This window comes from Oribacterium sp. oral taxon 102, assembly GCF_013394775.1.
Lineage (GTDB): Bacteria > Bacillota > Clostridia > Lachnospirales > Lachnospiraceae > Oribacterium.
In genome coordinates, this window is sequence record NZ_JABXYT010000001.1 from 1,963,379 (window position 1) to 1,982,500 (window position 19,122).

The following is a 19,122-nucleotide window of genomic DNA, read 5'->3' on the forward strand; positions in this document are numbered from 1 at the left end:
GTCAATTTTCGTCATTATCGTAGTCGTCCGCCGCGTCGCCCTCAAGAAGTGCGGAAGTGTCGAAAAGCTCCTCATCCTCGAACTCGTCCTCCGGAAGCGCCTCCGAAAGCTCCTCGTCGAGCTCCTCCGAAAGCGCCTCATCCGGCTCTTCCGCAGACTCTCCGTCATCGGAATCCACCAGCTCTCCGCCCTTGAATTCCTGCTGCGTATAGCCGTAGGAGCCATAATCCTCCTTGCGCTCATAGCGGTTTTCTCCGCCGGAAAGCAGCCTGTGCATATCCTGATTTGCATCATAGAGATCCTCTGTGATCTCCACCTCATTCTGATTCTCGTCAAGCACACGCATATCGAGACAGAGCGCCTGCATCTCCTTCAGGAGCACCTTGAAGGACTCCGGCACGCCCGGCGCCGGGATATTCTGTCCCTTGATGATCGCCTCGTAGGTCTTGACTCTGCCCGCCACATCATCGGACTTCATGGTCAGGATCTCCTGCAGCGTATAGGCTGCGCCATACGCCTCCAGCGCCCAGACCTCCATCTCTCCGAAACGCTGTCCGCCGAACTGCGCCTTGCCGCCGAGCGGCTGCTGCGTCACGAGAGAATACGGGCCTGTGGAACGCGCATGGATCTTATCGTCTACCAGATGGTGCAGCTTCAGATAATGCATGAAGCCGATCGCGGTCGGGCTGTCGAAGTTCTCGCCGGTACGCCCGTCGCGGAGCTGTACCTTGCCGTCGGCACCGATCGGCACACCCCTCCACTCTTCTCTGTGCTCGAGGTGCGCGCCGAGATAGTCGTAAACCTCCGGGCTCAGCTCCTCTTTGTGCTTCGCGGAGAATTCCTCCCAGGAAAGATTCACATAATCATTGGCAAGGATCAGGGTCTGCTGGATATCATTCTCATCTGCTCCGTCGAAGATCGGCGTGGATACGTCAATGCCGAGCGCGCGGGAGGCAAGCGAGAGATGCAGCTCCAGTACCTGCCCGATGTTCATTCGGGACGGCACACCGAGCGGGTTCAGCACGATATCGAGCGGACGGCCGTTCGGAAGATACGGCATATCCTCGACCGGCAGCACGCGGGAAACGACACCCTTGTTTCCATGGCGCCCCGCCATCTTGTCGCCGACACCGATCTTTCTCTTCTGGGCGATGTAAATTCTCACGGACTCGGAAACGCCCGGAGACAGCTCGTCAGAATTTTCCCTCGTGAATACCATCGTGTTAATGACAGTCCCGTATGCGCCGTGCGGCACCTTCAGAGAGGTATCCCTGACCTCACGCGCCTTCTCGCCGAAAATCGCGCGGAGCAGCCGTTCCTCGGCAGTCAGCTCCGTCTCTCCCTTCGGCGTCACCTTGCCGACGAGGATATCGCCGGCGCGTACCTCCGCGCCGATCCGGATGATGCCTCTCTCGTCGAGGTTCTTCAGTGCGTCGTCGCCGACGCCCGGCACGTCAGAGGTGATCTCCTCCGGTCCGAGCTTCGTGTCTCTCGCCTCGCACTCATACTCCTCGATATGCACCGAGGTATATACATCATTCTGCACGAGACGCTCGGAGAGCAGCACGGCATCCTCGTAGTTATAGCCCTCCCATGTCATAAAGCCGATCAGCGGATTCTTGCCGAGCGCGATTTCTCCGTTGCTGGTAGACGGCCCGTCCGCAATCACATCACCTGCCTCCACATGATCATGGGCAAAGACGATCGGCTTCTGATTGTAGCAGTTTGACGGGTTGGAACGCATGAACTTCATCAGCCTGTATTCGTCCAGCACGCCGTCCTTATCTCTCCGGATGACGATCTTATTGGAAGCGGAAAGGATGACCTCTCCGGCATTTTTCGCCGTCACGCAGGCGCCGGAATCCACCGCCGCCTTCGCCGCGATGCCGGTATCCACCACTGCCGCCTCTGTGGTCAGAAGCGGCACCGCCTGTCTCTGCATGTTGGAGCCCATCAGCGCACGGTTCGCGTCGTCGTTTTGCAGGAAGGGGATCATGGAGGTCGCCACGGAGAAGACCATCCGCGGAGACACATCCATCATATCGATGCTTGCCCGCGGGAAAGAAGCGGTCTCCTCGCGGAAACGGCCGGTGACGCTGTTGTTCAGGAAATGCCCCTCGTCATCCAGCGGCTCGTTCGCCTGCGCGACCACATAATTGTCCTCCTCGTCCGCCGCAATGTAGACCACCTGATCGGTGACGACCGGGTTCGCTGCATCGCGCTTGTCCACCAAACGATACGGCGCCTCGATGAAGCCGTACTCGTTGATGCGCGCGTAGGACGCAAGGGAATTGATCAGTCCGATGTTCGGGCCCTCCGGCGTCTCTACCGGGCACATCCTGCCGTAGTGCGTATAATGTACATCGCGCACCTCGAATCCGGCACGGTCTCTGGAGAGTCCGCCCGGCCCCAGTGCGGAAAGTCTTCTCTTATGCGTCAGCTCGGAGAGAGGATTGTTCTGATCCATGAACTGCGACAGCTGGGAGGAGCCGAAGAACTCCTTCACCGAAGCGGTCACCGGCTTGATATTGATCAGAGACTGCGGCGTGATCTCCTCGATATCCTGTGTGGACATCCTCTCCCGCACCACTCTCTCCATACGGGAAAGCCCGATACGGTACTGGTTCTGCAGCAGCTCTCCGACCGCACGGATACGGCGGTTGCCCAGATGGTCAATGTCGTCCGCCTGCCCGATCTCCTGCTCGATGTGCATGCAGTAGTTGATGGAAGCGAAGATATCCTCTCTCGTGATATGCTTTGGAATCAATGCGGAAATGCTCTTCCTGATCACGCTCTTCAGCTCATCCTCCGAGGCGCCCTCATTCTCGTCGAGAATCCTCCGGAGCTCCGGATAGAAAACCAGCTCATGAATACCAAGCTCCGCAAGATCCCAGCCCTCCGGCAGCCACTTCGCGGCATCTACCTGCAGATTGGAAAGCACCTTCTCGCTGCGCTCCGCACCGTCAAGGTATACAAACGGTACGCCGGCATCCTGAATCTCCACCGCCTTCTCATAGCTGACGACCTCTCCTGCCTCCGCGATCAGCTCGCCGGTGCTCTCATTGACGACATCCTCTGCCAGCGTATGCCCTTTGATCCGGTTCTTGAAATGAAGCTTCTTATTGAATTTATAACGTCCCACCTTCGCGAGGTCATATCTCCGCGGATCGAAGAACATTGAATGCAGGAGGGACTCGGCGGAATCTACGGAAAGTGGCTCGCCCGGGCGGATCTTCTTGTAGAGCTCCAGCAGCCCGTCCTGATAGTTATCGGAGGAATCCTTCTCGAAGGAAGCGAGCAGCTTCGGCTCCTCTCCGAAAAGGTCGATAATCTCCGCATTGGAGCCGACGCCAAGCGCACGAATAAACACCGACACAGGAACCTTGCGGGTTCTGTCGACTCTTACGAAAAACACATCATTGGAATCGGTTTCGTACTCGATCCACGCACCACGGTTCGGAATGACGGTCGCGGAATAGAGCTCCTTACCGATTTTATCATGGTCTACGCCATAGTAAATGCCGGGGGAACGAACGAGCTGTGAAACAATGACGCGCTCCGCTCCATTCACGACGAAGGAGCCGGTATCCGTCATCAGCGGGAGATCACCCATGAAGATCTCATGCTCATTGATCTCATCCTTATCCTTGTTGATGAGTCGTACCTTCACCTTAAGCGGCGCGGAATAGGTCGCATCCCTCTCCTTACACTCTTCGATGGTGTACTTCTTTTCATCCTCACACAGTCTGAAATTCACGAACTCGAGGCTCATGTGGCCTGCAAAGTCTTGAATCGGAGAAATATCGTCAAACGCCTCCTTGAGCCCCTCCTTCAGGAACCAATCATAGGAATCCTTCTGAATCTCAATCAGATTTGGCATCTCCAGAACTTCTTTCCGCTCCGAAAACGACATCCTGACGTTCTTCCCGGCCTTCACCGGACGCATTTTGCTTTTTTTCATTGACTGTTCACCCCTGCTATGGGACGGTCACCCGTCCGTATGCCTAGGATTCATAAAAAGCCACGAAATTCACTGTATAAATCCCTGTCAAGTGGACGAACGCGAGGCAAGCTTACCTGCACAGGTGTCCGGACATTTGACGAGACCCATCCAGTATAATGTGATTCATCACATGTGGGTTTACGAACCAATTTCCATGCTGCACCTATTTTAAAGAGCCCCCTCTTTCCCCAAAAAAGGGCACAATACGCCTAGGAGCCCAAAATAGCAAATTTCATGCTACCATTTCCGGAAGTGTCTGTCAAGCGCTTTTCTTCCGGACTATCCTGCAAAAGGGATGGCATTCCGTCTCGAAATGCCATCCCTCCGGGTCTGTTTATCTCTTGCAGATATCTTTATAATACCTGTTTACTTCTTCGCCTGATCTTTCCTGACCGCTTCCTGCGCCTTCTCTCGAAGCCCCGCCCAGAAGCCCTTCTTCTTTGGCTGTACCGGTACCGTTCCGCCGCGAACCGACTTGATCGAGCGGATATAAAGGCCTGAAACCGCGACCTTCACCTCCCTCTTCAAGGGAAGCAGGTCAAACACAGACGGATCGGCGATCATTGCAACCATCCTCGGCCCCACCTTCGCCTTCACGATCGGGAGCTTGGAGAAGCGGAGGTAAAACGGGGTATTCTCCTGCACCTGCGTCGGAAGCCCTGCCTTAACCGCATCCTTGATGCTCATTTTCTTCTTGTCGATGATGAGAATGGATGCCTCCATTGTATTCGCCTCAATCATCGCCTGCTGCTCCGCCTGCTGCCCCTGCATCCTCCTGCCGAGAAAGTAGAGCACTGCCATGACGATCAGCAGAATGACGGCAATCAGCAAAAGCACGGTTCCCACAATGCTCCAGTTAAACGCAAGTAACATAACAAATCCTCGTCTTTCTCTCTTCGTATAGGCTTTATCTTACTATTTTACAGGAGAAATTTCAATCCTGAGTTCACAGTCCATAATGCTGCTTCCGTACTGGAAGACCTCGTAGCGAAGCTCTATCACAGAGCGCTCCGTCTCCTCCTCCGGCACGAAGAGGAGCAGCCGCTTCGTATCAAAGGAGAGCTCCAGCTCTCCCACCGGTGTCTCATAAAGCACCGTATGCCTCCGTCCCTCCTGATAGAAGAGCTGCCCCTTCTCCTGCCAATTCCGCACCACGCTCACGGAAGCCCTCACGCTGTCAATCCGCATCTCATGATGTATACCGTCCAGAAGATAGGTCACAAGCAGCACCCCGCCCTCTCTCCGAACGATGCCTCTCGCACTGTGGACAAGCTCCTCTGTCTTCCCGTCTACCCGCTGGAGCGTCCGCAGTCTGATCTCCGCCTTCATTCAGTTCTCCCCGAAGCCCGGTCTGCCAACTGCCGCGTCCAGAAGCTTCTGTACGAGCACCCGCTTCGAAATGCCCTCCGCTTCCCAGAGCATCGGATACATCGAAATCGCCGTGAAGCCCGGAAGCGTATTGATCTCATTGAAGACGGGTCCCTCCTCTGTCAGGAAGAAGTCTACCCGGGACAGCCCGTAGCCGTCTACCGCCGCAAATACCGCCTTTGCCGCCTCACGAATCTTCTCCCTGTCCTCCTCTGCCATTAGCGGATGTACATCCGTCTCGGACTGTGGGTTATTGTACTTCGCGTCATAGTCATAGAAGTCCGCCGCCGCCTTGATCTCTCCGACCCCGCTCGCCTCGATCCGGAGATCCTGTCCGCGGAAAACCGCGCACTCCACCTCTCTTCCATAGATGGTTTCCTCGATCAAAACCTTACGATCCACGCGGTACGCCCTCCGAATCGCTTCCCGGAGCTCCTCTCTGTCATGCGCCTTCGTGACCCCGCAGGAGGAGCCCGCATTGCTCGGCTTCACGAAGACCGGGTAGGAAAACGCCGCCTCCACCCGCGCGACATTTTCCTCTTCCTGCTCGATCTCCGCCCCGACAACAGAAACATAGCGCGCCTGCCGCACGCCGAGCTCCCGGAGCGGCTTCTCCGCGACAAGCTTGGTATAGAGCTTGTCCATGGAAACCGCGGAGGCAAGCACACCACAGCCCACATACGGAATTCGGGCAAGCTCGAAGAGTCCCTGTATCGTGCCGTCCTCTCCGTTCTTGCCGTGCAGTGCGGGGAAGATCACGTCGATCCGCCGCAATCTGCTGCAGCCCTCCTCCTCGATCCAGAGCGCGCGAAGCCCGCTGTCCGGAAGCAGACAGGCACGAGTCTTCGAATGCAGCCACACGCCGCTCTCGATCTCCGAGAGGCTCCTCACCAGAAGCCACTCCCCTGCCTTCGTGATCCCCACAAGGAGGATCTCATAGCGCTCTGTATCAATATTCTTCACGATATTCACCACGGATCTGCAGGAGACCTCATGTTCTGTGGAATTCCCGCCGAAAATCGCCAGCACCGTCTGTTTCATTTTCTCACCTTTCCCCCGGGTTTCAGGCAGCATGAGAAGCGCCCCGAAGCAGAGCCTCGAGGCGGTCCCAGTTAAGCATTTGGCTTCTCAATCTGTGCGATCGCAGACTTCTGCATCGGAATGCGGCAGTTCTTATTGCTCCCGAACTCCACGATCACCGTATCCTCTGTGATATCGATGATTACCCCATAGAAGCCGGAGCTCGTCAGAACGGTATCTCCGACCGCGACGCTCCTAAGCATCTCCTCGTGCTTCTTCTTCTCCTTCTGCTGCGGGCGCATGAACAGGAAATACAATCCCCCCAGCATGAGCACATACACGACAATAATCCCAATATTCTGCATAGAACCCTCCTCGATCTGTCTGATTACTTTGTGAAGTTTATCACATTAGACGCCGGATTTCCAGTGCTTCCGGAAGATATTCCTATCACAGCCGCTCCTCTGCACGGAGCGCGCGAAGCGCCTCCGTCTTCCATCTGTCCCAGCTCCCATCTCGGATGTGCGCGCGGATCTCCTCCATCAGATGATTGTAGAAATAGAGGTTATGCAGTACGCAGAGACGCATCCCGAGAATCTCCTTCGCCTTCAGGAGATGACGGATATAAGCTCTGGAGTAGCCGCCGGAGACGCTTCCGTCCGGACGGCGAAGCCCTGCGCAGGCGGGACAGCCGCAGCCCTCCTCGATCGGCCCATGCCAGAGCGCATGCTTCTGGTTGAAGAGGTTCAGCTTCCCGCTGTGCGTATAGACATGTCCATGTCTGCCGTTCCGGGACGGATAGACGCAGTCGAAGAAATCGATACCGCGATCCACCGCCTCAATGATGTTCGCCGGTGTCCCGACCCCCATCAGGTAAGTGGGCTTTTTTCGCGGAAGATGCGGTACAACCGCATCCAGTATCCGATACATCTCCTCATGCGACTCCCCGACCGCGAGTCCGCCGACCGCATATCCGTCCAGCTCCAGTGCGGAGATCTCCTCCGCATGGCGGATCCGCACATCCTCGAGTATGCCGCCCTGATTGATGCCGAAGAGCAGCTGCTGCCGGTTCACCGTGTCCGGAAGCGAGTTCAGATGCCGAAGCTCTGTCTGGCAGCGTCTCAGCCAGCGAGTCGTCCGCTCGACGGAGGGAACGATATAGTCCCGATCTGCCAATGCCGGCGGGCACTCATCGAACGCCATCGCGATCGTCGAGCCCAGATTCGATTGAATCCGCATCGATTCCTCAGGCCCCATGAAAATCCTCTGTCCATCGATGTGCGAGCGGAAGGTCACGCCCTCTTCCCGGATCTTCCTGCCGGTTCCTGCCAGACTGAAAACCTGAAAGCCGCCGGAGTCCGTAAGGATCGGACGATTCCAGTTCATGAAGCGATGCAGCCCGCCGAACTCGCGGATCAGCCTGTCTCCCGTCCGCACATGAAGATGGTAGGTATTGGACAGCTCTACCTGCGTCCGGATCTGATAGAGGTCATCCGTAGAGACGCCGCCCTTAATCGCCGCTGCCGTCCCGACATTCATGAAGACCGGCGTCTCGATACTGCCGTGCACCGTCTCCATGTGCGCCGACTTCGCCCGTCCCGCTTCGGCAACAATTTCGTATTTCATTCTCTTCTCCTGTCAAGGCTTCCCGGGGCATCCGTATCCGATCCTGCACTGCCCTGCTGCGCAGGCATTCAGGCAGGCTGTCCGCCTGTCAAAAAGGCATGCCGCCCGTTCTCCGGACGGCATGTACATTTACTGCTTTTTCTTCGCCGGGGACTTCGCCGCCGCCTTTTTTGCGGCGCTTCTTTTCCCGGCAAGCTGTACGAGATCATACCAGAGCGGCCCCGCAATGAATACGGAGGACCATGCTCCGGAAATAATGCCCACCATCAGCGGGAGCGTGAAGTCCCGGATGGAGCTCACGCCGAAGAGATAGAGCATCAGCACTGTTGCAAAGGTCGTGAGCGAGGTATTGACAGAGCGGGTCAGTGTCGTCGAAACGGCATCATTGACCGCGAGCTTCAGATCCCTCCGCCCGTTCGGCTTCGCAAGATTCTCACGTATCCGATCGAATATGACGATGGTCGCATTGATCGAATAGCCGACGATTGTCAGGATGCAGGCAATGAAGGTAGAGCCGACCGCCCAGCGAAGCGCCGCATAAAACGCGACCGTCACCAATACGTCATGGCAAAGGGCAAAGACGGACGCCCCTGCAAACTTGAGATCCTTGAAGCGAATCCAGATATACAGAAGCATGAATACCATCGAGAGCAGCAGCGCCCAAACAGCATCCTTCTTCATTTCCGCGGAAACCGCACCGGAGATATTCTCCGTCGTGATCTTCTCCGCATCCACCGAGAACCTGTCCACCAGCTTCTGGTAGAGCGCCGTCCGTTCCTCCGTCGTCATCGTACGGGTCTTAATGATGACCTCGTTGGTGCCCGCCACCTTGGATGCCTGCGTGGAGGAATCTCCGCCGGTCACCTCTGTGAAGACCGGAATGACGTCGCTGTCGATCGCGGCCATCGGCATATCTTCATTGAAGGTGATATTCGTGCTGGAACCGCCCTGAAAATCAAGATCAAAGTTGAATACGCTTCCGATTCTCTGCCGGTTCATGCCCATGAACACAAAGCCGCCGAGAATAACGATCGCGGAGATCGTATACGCGAGCTTACGGAATGCAATGAAGTCAAAGACCCTGCTCTTGCCCTTGCTGCCGTAGAAAAGCGGCTTGTCCGCGCCCATCGCGAAGAAAGCGTTCATGATGCCGCGGGTCACAAAGAGCGCGGTAATCAGAGAAATCACGATACCGATCGCCAGCGTCGAGGCGAAGCCCTTGACGGTGCCGGAGCCTCTTATGTAGAGCACCGCCGCTGCAATCAGGGTCGTGATATTTCCGTCCAGAATCGCGGAGAGCGCCTTACTGTAGCCCGCCTTAACCGCATCCTCTACATTGCTGCCGAGACCGATCTCCTCCTTGATGCGAGTGAAGATGATGACGTTCGCATCCACTGCCATTCCGATAGAGAGGATAATACCGGCAATCCCCGGTAGCGTCAGCGTGATCTCAAACGCCTGCAGCAGCACGAGCTCCAGCCCGATATAGAGCAGCAGCGCAATTGACGCCGCAAGCCCCGGAAGCCGGTATAGCAGCAGCATAAAAAGCATTACCAACGCGATACCGACCGCCGCAGCCTTTAAGGAGGTCGAGATCGCCTCCTGGCCGAGGGTCGCTCCGATTACATTGGAACGGAGCTCCGTGAGCTGTACCGGCAGCGCGCCGATACGGATTGTAGATGCGATCGTCGTCGCCTCCTCATAGCCCTGAATCCCGGTGATGCTCGCCTCGCCTCCGGTGATCACCGCCTGTACAGTCGGTGCGGAAACCAGCTGGTTGTTGTATACGATATAGATCGGCTTGCCGAGATTCGCCTCTGTTGCGGAGGCGAACTTCGCGGCTCCCGCCTCTGTAAAGGTCAGCGAGATGGAATACTCCTTCGTGCCATTCCCATTCGACATCCGCGGCTGCGCGTTCTTCACATCGTCACCGGTCAGAAGCACGGTTCCCGCGCTGTCCATAAACTGAAGCGTGCCCGGCTCCCCGAGCTCGGCGAGAATCTTATTCGCGTCCGTCACGCCCGGAATGTCGATATTGATCCGGTTTGCGCCCTCCTGATAGACCTGCGCCTCCGTGGAATAGCTCTGCGCCTTCAGCTGGAGCTTATACACCGTATCCGACATCTGCTCGTTGGTAGGGTTCTCCTCCACCGTCTGATAGGTGATGGATACGCCGCCGTTCAGGTCGAGGCCCAGCTTGATGTCCTTCGCCCCGCGATAGCCGAGCAGGCAGAAGCCTGCGGTGACCGCCAGCAGGACGAGCAGCCCCAGAAGCCCTTTTACTTTCCTGTTCATCTCATACTTCCTTTTTCTCTGAATTCTGTGCCGCTCTCAGAGCATAAAGCACAGGCGCATAGTATTTTAGCATAGCCGTCCAAAGGATACAAGGGAAAGCCCTACGCTTCTCCATGATCCTCTCCGCGGAGAAGCGACAGAAGCGTGCCGAGCAGGTAGACCGCCATACCGCCCGTAATGGCGATATCTCCGAGATTCACAATAGACTTCTTCAGCGCGCCGACACGAATATGCAGGTAGTCTGTCACGAAGCCGTGTGCAATGCGGTCATAGGTATTGGAGATCGCTCCGCCGAGAAGGAGCATAGCGCCCAGCTTCTCGATCCGATGCTTCCGCGGGAATACCATGCAGTAGGCCTGCATGACCCCTGCCAGAAATGCAGTCAGTCCGAAAGAGAAGAGGCGCACAAACTCCGGAAAGTGCTCCAGCCGCCCCTGGGAGAAGCCCCTGTTATGTGCGCGGACAATACCGACCCTGCCCCTGCCGAGAGGGAGCTCCCGCGGGAAATTCTCTTCCGGCTCCGCATCGATCGAATGCTTGAAGAGCTGATCCCAGAGAAAGACAACGCTTGCGCCCCCCAGGAGACGGGAAAACTCTCCGGCGCAGCTGAAAACCAGGCGAAGCGCCGCCAGCGTCCGTATCCATTGCTTCCATTTCATACTATTCTCCTTCCCTTCTCTGCCGGCGGCGTCTTCGAACCCGATTGATGTGCCGCTCGAAATCCCCGTTTCGTATCAGCTCCGCCAGCAGGAACTGTTCAAAAACGGGCACCGTGCAGGAATAAAAATTGATCCGCTCCCGAAGCTCCCTGAGCAGTGCCTTCGGGAGCAGCAGATATGCCATTCGGAAAGAGGGCGCGATCGTTTTCGTGAAGCTGTTCATATACAGCACCGTATGCTCCGGCTCCAGCGAGAAAAGCGTGTCCTCCGCCTTGCTGGACATCGAAAACTCGGAATCGAAATCATCCTCCACAAGCAGCGCCCCCCTGGACTCTGCCCAGCGGATGTATTCCCTCCGCTTCGAGGCGCTCGCCGTGATTCCGCTCGGGAAGCTGTTAAAGGGTGTCACATGGAGCACTCCCGCCCTCGTCCGCTTCAGCTCCTCCGAAAGTATCCCGTCCTTTCCCAGCGCGAGCCTTTCGCAGACCGCGCCCATACTCCGGTAAATCCGCTCGATCTTCTCATAGGACGGATGCTCCAGTCCATAGATCCGCTCCCGTCCCAGCATCTGCACGAGCAGACCGTACAAATATTCCGCGCCGGCGCCGATCAGGATCTGCTCCGATGCTACGCTGATGCCGCGGCTGCGGCGGAGATACTCCGAGATCGCCTCCCGAAGCTCTGTCACGCCGTTGCCCGGAGAGCGCAGACAGATCCGTTCCCCGTACTCGGAAAGCACGCGGCGGATCGTCTTCGCGAGGATCGTAAATGGGATTCCCTCTGCATTTTCTGTGCTTTCCTCCTCCGGACGCTCCATATCCATACGATCCCATTCCGATCCGCTCTCCGGCTTTGCCGCCCCGAAGCAGGCAGCTCCGCCGTACTCTGCCACCGGAAAGGAAAAGTCCTCCCGATAACAGACGAAATAGCCGCTCCGTTCCCTTGATTCGACATAGCCCTCCTCCAGCAGGAGGTCATAGCTGTGCTCCACAGTAATAACGGAGACAGCATTCTCCGACGCGAGCAGCCGCTTGGACGGAAGCCGCTCCCCGAAGCGGTAGCGCCCCTCTGTGATATCCTGCCGGAGCCGCCGGTAGATCTCGAGATACCGCGGGAGCCCCTCCCGGTTCTCTGCCATTGTTTCCTTCCTTTCCCATGCTCATCCGTCTCTTTTTCAGTATACCATAAAGAAGCCTCCGAATCATTCTTGCGATGTTTACGCATCGCTTCGTGCTCTTGACGGGGGACTTATCCAGGTACATTCCTAGAACAATACCGTATATGCGGAAAAGGCGGAGGGAACGGGATACCGCTCCCGTATTGCCGCGCGCGGGGCGAAGAAAATCCCGCCCGCCGTCTCCTCTGCCCCCGATCTTTGAGCAGGGGAGACACGCGGCTTTGAGCGGTTCAGAGCAATCGCCTGTGATTGCTTCTTTCTGTCTGCCCATGCCGCACTGTCCTCGCACCGCACCTCCCCCTTCCCCGGAGCGCCCAGCGGCGCGAGCTCATCTATGAATACCTCGTAGCCGCTCATATCCCATTCCTTATGCGTGAAGATATGCCTTGCCGGGGGGAGCCGCCGCAGGCGGAGCGGAGCGATCCCCAGCCCCGAAAGGTACTGCAGGGCTTCCGTCTCCGTCAGCGTTCCCTCCGTATTCGGGAGCTCATAAAGCCCTGCCAGAAGCCCCCGCGCCGGACGCTTCCGAAGCGCGATTTCCTCTCCCCGCCGGAGCAGAAAGACCGTTCTTTTTTCGACCCTTCTCGGCTTCTTTTCCTCCTTTACGGGAAAATCCCCCTCCTGACCGAGCCGATGCGCGATGCAAAAAACCGCCAATGGGCAAGCCCCGCACTTCGGCTGTCCGTTCGGAAGACAGATCATCGCGCCGAGATCCATCATTGCCTGATTGAACGCACCGCAGGGATTCCAGAGCGCATCCTGCAGTATACCGTCCTCATTCCTGCGCGGCATCCCGCCGCGGCTCTCCGGCGGCATTCTGTCCAAAAAGAAACGGTATGCCGCCTGCCGTCCGCTCCGATCCCGCAGGCTTCCGGAATAAGCGCTGAGACGGGAAAAGCAGCGCAGCAGATTCCCGTCTATCGCCGGAATCCGCTCTCCGAAGGACATGGATGCGACCGCCGCCGCAGTATAGGGGCCGATGCCGGCAATCCGAAGGAGCTGCTCCGCGGTATCCGGCATCCTGCCCTGATGCTCTGCCATAAGCTGCCCCGCCGCTCTGTGAAGGTTCCGCACGCGGCTGTAATAGCCCAGTCCCTCCCAGAGCTTGAGATAATGATCCTCCTCCGATGCGGCAAGGGATGCGATATCAGGCAGCTCCGCGAGGAATCGCGCATAATAGGACTTCACCGCCTCCACCCGCGTCTGCTGCAGCATGATCTCCGAGATCCAGACATGATAAGGTGTCGGATCCTCCCGCCACGGCAGGATACGGCGGTTCTCCTGATACCAGCGAAGCAGCACATCGGAGAAAATCAGCTCCTGTTTCACTTTACATGTTTTTTTCATCTGCACCAAATCTTACTCTCTTCCATCCCAGCAGTAGGTGCAGAGCTTCTCCCTGTCAATCCCGACGGCATCCAGCATATCGTCAAGACGGTTAAATTTCAGTGAGCTGAATTTCATCTTCCTGCAGATCCCCTCCAGCATCCTCCGGTAACGATCGGAATCCGGAGCGGCATAGTCCTCAAGCAAAACCCGTTCCACCTTCTCTCCCTCCGCCTCCGCGATAACACGGCGGGCAATCAGCTCCATTTCGCCCGTAGAGCGGGAAAAATTCAGATACCTGCAGCCGAAAAGAATCGGCGGACACGCCGGGCGGGCGTGTACCTCCGTCGCGCCGGTATCATAGAGATACTCCGTGGTTTCCCGAAGCTGCGTCCCGCGGACGATAGAATCGTCGATCAGCAGGATGCGGCGTCCGTTAATCAGCTCATGCACCGGTATCAGCTTCATTCTTGCGATCATATCCCGCTTCTTCTGCGTCGGCGGCATGAAGGAACGCGGCCATGTCGGGGTGTATTTGATGAAGGGTCTCGAAAACGGCACGCCGGAGGCATTGGCATATCCGACGGCATGCGCCGTACCGGAATCCGGCACACCGGCGACAATGTCGATCTCCTCTCTCGTCATGCCATCACGCTTCGCCATATTTTCTCCGCAGCGATAGCGCATCTCCTCGACGGAAACTCCCTCATACTTCGAGGAGGGGTAGCCGTAATAAACCCAGAGAAAGGTGCAGATCTTCATTTTCTTTCCCGGTGCATGCAGCGTCACGACCCCCTCCGGACGCATCGCCACGATCTCTCCCGGCCCCAGCTCCTTATAATCGTGATACCCGAGATTCAGATAAGCAAATGCCTCGAAGGACGCACAGTACCCCTCCTCCTTCTCTCCGATCACGACCGGCGTTCTCCCTAGCGGATCTCTCGCAGCATAGACGCATTTCGGTGTCAGTAAGAGCAATGACAGGGAGCCGTCGACGAGCTCCTGCGCATAGCGAATCCCCTCGATCAGATTATCCTTCTGGTTGATGAGCGCCGCGACCAGCTCCGTCTGGTTGATTTCGCCGCTGGTCATCTCGAAAAAGTGCATCCGATTCTCCCGGAACACCTGCTTGAGGAGCACCTCGATATTGTTGATTCTGCCCACAGTGGTCAGAGCATAGGTGCCGTGATGAGAACGGATCAGCAGCGGCTGCGGGTCATAGTCTGAGATACAGCCGATCCCCAGATTTCCCCTCATCCCATTGATCTCCTTTTCGAATTTCGTACGAAACGGAGAATTCTCAATATTGTGAATCGTACGATCAAAGCCTGTTTCCCGCGAGTAGGTCGCCAGCCCCCCTCGTCGCGTTCCCAGGTGGGAATGGTAATCCGTCCCGAAAAACAGATCAAACACACAATCTTCCTTTGAAGCTACGCCGAAAAATCCACCCATGCAATCTCCTTTGCAGGCTCTTTCCCACCTGTCGTTTCCTAACCTGCCTGCGATCATTGACCGCAGAAGCCGCGCAGATAACCGCAGTTCCATGCCCGCGATAATCCGCCGGCGGGGATTCGTACGTTTCACAGAACGGTATTGCCCCTCCGCCGTTTCCTATCATAGCAGAAAACAGGACGAATGGTAAAAGAACTTTCCTCCTGTCTGTAAGAATTATCCCTGCACGAGTTCCGTCTCTTTCGTCATATTGTACAGGCTCACGGAGATAGAATTCCCATTTACATTGCAAAAATTTTAAGAATTATTCTCATTTTATATTGACGAATCTTATTGATTCATTTAAAATTTGATACATAAGATTCTTATTGATGCTACAGGAAGCGCTAGGAAACAAAGCAGCGCAGTGTCTATGCAGTATATGCCGTTTCAGCGCATATTCCATTCAATATATGGAAAGGGTACGGAGATGAAGCAAATGGAGCAGATCGCTACTCGTTCGCTGAAGCCGGGCATGATGACAGACAGCCCGATTCTCGATCAGTATGGCAGGGCTCTGCTTGAGCCCGGCACCATCCTCAGCAGCTTCATTATCAACGGTCTGCTCCGAAAGGGCATCACTGTCGTCTATATCCGAAGAGCACAGCCGAAGAAGGAGGGCGAGAAACGAGAAGCCCCTCCCTCAGGCGCAAGACCGAATTCCGCTAAGGCACGAACGGCAGAGCGGCTCTATCGTTCGGATCCTGCCAGAGTGGAATTCACCGACAGTATGCGGGAGCATATCCTCACCGGCATCCAGAACATCTATCATACGCCGGATCCGAGGGAGCTCGCTTCCACGACAAGCAGCATCGCAGACGTACTCCTGCAGGCAGTAGAGGAGCATGAATCCATGCTGGTGGACATCAGCGCGCTGAAGGTCTCCGACGAGTATACCTACAAGCACAGCGTTGATGTTGCCACGCTCTCCATGGTAATCGGAAAGAAGCTGGGAATGACGGCACGGGAGCTCCACGAGCTCGGAGCCGCCGGACTTCTGCATGATCTCGGCAAGATCAGGATTCCGGATTCCATCCTGAACAAGCCTTCCCGACTCACACCGGAGGAGTTCGAAATCATAAAGAAACACCCGCTTTACGGCTTCGAAATGATAAAGGACAACCCTGATATACCGATTGCTTCTGCGGTCGCCGTGCTCCAGCATCACGAAAAGCTGAACGGAACCGGTTATCCCTACGGAATTTCACAGTCTGACATCTTCCCCTATTCACGGATTCTCGGCGTCGCAGACGTCTATGACGCGCTCGCCACGAGCCGTCCCTACAAAAATGCCAAGACGCCCCGAGAATGCGTCGAAATCCTGATGTCCATGTATGAGGAGCTGGATGTTGAAATCATGAACGCCTTTATCGATTCCATGCTGCTCTACCCGGTCGATACCGTCGTCGAGCTGAGCAACGGAGAATATGCGCGGGTGATCGCACAGGGAGCGCATTTTAAGCTGCGCCCGACCGTGCTCGGTCTCCGTTCCGGGACAGTCTATGAGCTGGAGGATCCGTGCTTCGCCAATCTTGTTATTCTCTGAATCCTATTCCCGTCGGGATATTAGAAAATAGAAAAAAGTGCGGCAGCTCCCTGACGGAAACCACTGCACTCTTTCTTTACGACCCGGATCGGGTTCGAACCGACGACCTCCGCCGTGACAGGGCGGCGCTCTAACCAACTGAGCCACCAGGCCTTATTTTCGTGCCTTGAAAACCACATACCTGCATATTCATCCTGTATCCAGCGAAACATCTCCACATTGGATAAGCCCTCGACCTATTAGTAGCTGTCAGCTGAATGCTTTGCAGCACTTACACCTCAGCCCTATCTACCTCATTCTCTCTAAGGGGTCTTACTCTTTCGATGGGAGATCTCATCTTGAGGCAGGCTTCACGCTTAGATGCCTTCAGCGTTTATCCTTCCCCGACTTGGCTACCCTGCTATGGGATTGATTCCCAACAGGTCCACCAGAGGTCAGTCCATCCCGGTCCTCTCGTACTAAGGACAGCTCCTCTCAAATCTCCTGCGCCCGCGCCGGATAGGGACCGAACTGTCTCACGACGTTCTGAACCCAGCTCGCGTACCGCTTTAATGGGCGAACAGCCCAACCCTTGGGACCGACTTCAGCCCCAGGATGCGATGAGCCGACATCGAGGTGCCAAACCTCCCCGTCGATGTGAACTCTTGGGGGAGATCAGCCTGTTATCCCCAGGGTAGCTTTTATCCGTTGAGCGATGGCAATCCCACTTTCATACCACCGGATCACTAAGTCCGTATTTCTACTCTGCTCGGGCCGTCACCCTCGCAGTCAGGCTCCCTTCTGCCTTTGCACTCTTCTAATGGTTTCCAACCATTATGAGGGAACCTTTGAGCGCCTCCGATACCCTTTCGGAGGCGACCGCCCCAGTCAAACTCCCCGCCTGACAGTGTCCCGGTGCCGGTTCACGGCTCCCGGTTAGAAATCCAATAGCAAAAGGGTGGTATCCCAACAGCGACTCCGGAAAAACCGAAGTTCTTCCTTCTTAGTCTCCCACCTATCCTGTGCATTCACTACCGAATCCCAGTGTCAAGCTGGAGTAAAGCTCCATGGGGTCTTTCCGTCCTGGCGCGGGTAACCAGCATCTTCACTGGCACTTCAATTTCACCGGGTGCATTGTTGAGACAGCGCTCAAATCATTACGCCTTTCGTGCGGGTCGGAACTTACCCGACAAGGAATTTCGCTACCTTAGGACCGTTATAGTTACGGCCGCCGTTTACTGGGGCTTCAATTCAAAGCTTCGCTTTCGCTAACCTCTCCTCTTAACCTTCCAGCACCGGGCAGGCGTCAGCCCATATACTTTACCTTACGGTTTCGCATAGACCTGTGTTTTTGCTAAACAGTTGCTTGAGCCTTTTCTCTGCGGCCCACTCTCGTGGGCGCCCCTTCTCCCGAAGTTACGGGGTCATTTTGCCGAGTTCCTTAACAATGCTTCTCCCGCCGGCCTTAGGATTCTCTCCTCATCTGCCTGTGTCGGTTTGCGGTACGGGCTTACTGTACACAATAGCGGCTTTTCTCGCCACGGACTCTGAGAGCTTCGCTACTTTTCTTCGCTCCGCATCGCGTCCTCGGATTGCCAGACGGCTTTTCCTGCCTGGCTCCTCCCACGCTTGCACCGGTCTTTTCTTTCCCGGCTCTCTCCTCCTCCATGTGTCCCCACAGTTCTGATACAGTAAGGTACTGGAATCTAAACCAGTTGTCCATCGGCTACGCTTCTCAGCCTCGCCTTAGGCCCCGACTTACCCAGGGCAGATCAGCTTTACCCTGGAAACCTTAGATATTCGGCCTGGAGGATTCCCACCTCCATCTCGCTACTCATTCCGGCATTCTCTCTTCAAAGCCCTCCACGGCTCCTTCCGGTACCGCTTCTGTGAGCTTTCAATGCTCCTCTACCGATGACTTTCGTCATCCCTAAGCTTCGGTGTCATGTTTCAGCCCCGTTAATTTTCGGCGCAGGACCTCTCGACTAGTGAGCTATTACGCACTCTTTGAATGTGTGGCTGCTTCTGAGCCAACATCCTAGTTGTCTGTGAAATCCCACATCCTTTACCACTTAACATGCACTTGGGGACCTTAGCTGTAGATCTGGGCTGTTTCCCTTTTGACTACGGAATTTATATCCCGCAGTCTGACTCCCGTGTATATCTTCATGCCATTCGCAGTTTGATATCTATTGGTAGACTTTGACGCCCCCTCAAGAATTCAGTGCTCTACCTGCATAAGACTTTACCACGAGGCTAGCCCTAAAGCTATTTCGAGGAGAACCAGCTATCTCCGGGTTCGATTGGAATTTCTCCGCTATCCACACCTCATCACCACCCTTTTCAACGGATGTGTGTTCGGACCTCCACCAAATTTTACTTTAGCTTCATCCTGGACATGGATAGGTCACCCGGTTTCGGGTCTATACCTACTGACTTTACGCCCTCTTAAGACTTGCTCTCGCTTCGGCTTCAGGCCTTAAGCCCTTAACCTTGCCAGTATATATAACTCGCCGGACCGTTCTACAAAAAGTACGCGGTTCACCTTTCGGTGTTCCACAGCTTGTAAACATAGGGTTTCAGGTTCTCTTTCACTCCGATCCCTCGGTTCTTTTCACCTTTCCTTCACAGT

The 19,122-nt window shown here is 55.9% G+C and carries 12 protein-coding genes, 1 tRNA gene and 1 rRNA gene (1 of these 14 running past the window's edge); 1 reads left to right on the forward strand and 13 read right to left on the reverse strand.

The window, feature by feature from the left end; translation table 11 throughout:
• Position 1: 1 nt before the first annotated feature.
• The 11 genes from rpoB to HW273_RS08885 form a co-directional block, all read right to left on the reverse strand.
• Positions 2-3,961: a DNA-directed RNA polymerase subunit beta gene (gene rpoB / locus HW273_RS08835; protein WP_179011626.1), complete on the reverse strand. Its 3,960-nt coding sequence runs from the start codon at positions 3,959-3,961 to the stop codon at positions 2-4.
• A gap of 408 nt (positions 3,962-4,369) precedes the next feature.
• Entirely contained in the window at positions 4,370-4,876 is a 507-nt protein-coding gene (locus tag HW273_RS08840) for a hypothetical protein (protein ID WP_179011628.1), read from the reverse strand.
• A gap of 42 nt (positions 4,877-4,918) precedes the next feature.
• Positions 4,919-5,332 (reverse strand): DUF1934 domain-containing protein, encoded by a 414-nt coding sequence (locus HW273_RS08845; RefSeq protein ID WP_179011630.1) that lies wholly within the window; start codon positions 5,330-5,332, stop codon positions 4,919-4,921.
• A complete protein-coding gene (locus tag HW273_RS08850; protein ID WP_179011632.1) occupies positions 5,333-6,412 on the reverse strand; it encodes a D-alanine--D-alanine ligase family protein in 1,080 nt (359 codons plus the stop codon).
• Positions 6,413-6,483: 71 nt separating this feature from the next.
• Positions 6,484-6,756, reverse strand: coding sequence for a preprotein translocase subunit YajC (yajC, locus tag HW273_RS08855; RefSeq protein WP_179011634.1), 273 nt, complete (start codon positions 6,754-6,756; stop codon positions 6,484-6,486).
• Between the two features lie 85 nt (positions 6,757-6,841).
• Positions 6,842-8,017, reverse strand: a complete 1,176-nt coding sequence (gene tgt / locus HW273_RS08860; RefSeq protein WP_179011636.1) for a tRNA guanosine(34) transglycosylase Tgt — start codon at positions 8,015-8,017, stop codon at positions 6,842-6,844.
• A 129-nt stretch (positions 8,018-8,146) separates the two neighbouring features.
• On the reverse strand, positions 8,147-10,312 hold the full coding sequence (secD, locus tag HW273_RS08865; protein WP_179011638.1) for a protein translocase subunit SecD: 2,166 nt from the start codon (positions 10,310-10,312) through the stop codon (positions 8,147-8,149).
• 101 nt (positions 10,313-10,413) lie between these two features.
• Positions 10,414-10,971 carry a signal peptidase II gene (locus tag HW273_RS08870; protein WP_179011640.1) on the reverse strand — a complete coding sequence of 186 codons (558 nt, stop codon included), beginning with the start codon at positions 10,969-10,971 and terminating at the stop codon, positions 10,414-10,416.
• A gap of 1 nt (position 10,972) precedes the next feature.
• Positions 10,973-12,109 (reverse strand): MocR-like pyridoxine biosynthesis transcription factor PdxR, encoded by a 1,137-nt coding sequence (gene pdxR / locus HW273_RS08875; RefSeq protein ID WP_179011641.1) that lies wholly within the window; start codon positions 12,107-12,109, stop codon positions 10,973-10,975.
• Positions 12,110-12,235: 126 nt separating this feature from the next.
• Positions 12,236-13,495: an A/G-specific adenine glycosylase gene (locus HW273_RS08880; protein ID WP_179011643.1), complete on the reverse strand. Its 1,260-nt coding sequence runs from the start codon at positions 13,493-13,495 to the stop codon at positions 12,236-12,238.
• A 12-nt stretch (positions 13,496-13,507) separates the two neighbouring features.
• Positions 13,508-14,926: an amidophosphoribosyltransferase gene (locus HW273_RS08885; RefSeq protein WP_179011645.1), complete on the reverse strand. Its 1,419-nt coding sequence runs from the start codon at positions 14,924-14,926 to the stop codon at positions 13,508-13,510.
• Between the two features lie 478 nt (positions 14,927-15,404).
• Between HW273_RS08885 and HW273_RS08890 the strand changes: the two genes are divergently transcribed.
• Positions 15,405-16,511 (forward strand): HD-GYP domain-containing protein, encoded by a 1,107-nt coding sequence (locus tag HW273_RS08890; protein WP_179011647.1) that lies wholly within the window; start codon positions 15,405-15,407, stop codon positions 16,509-16,511.
• 79 nt (positions 16,512-16,590) lie between these two features.
• Here HW273_RS08890 and HW273_RS08895 read toward each other — a convergent pair.
• Both HW273_RS08895 and HW273_RS08900 read right to left on the reverse strand, forming a co-directional pair.
• Positions 16,591-16,664, reverse strand: a tRNA-Asp gene (locus HW273_RS08895).
• A gap of 65 nt (positions 16,665-16,729) precedes the next feature.
• Positions 16,730-19,122, reverse strand: a 23S ribosomal RNA gene (locus HW273_RS08900); it runs 488 nt beyond the window's last position.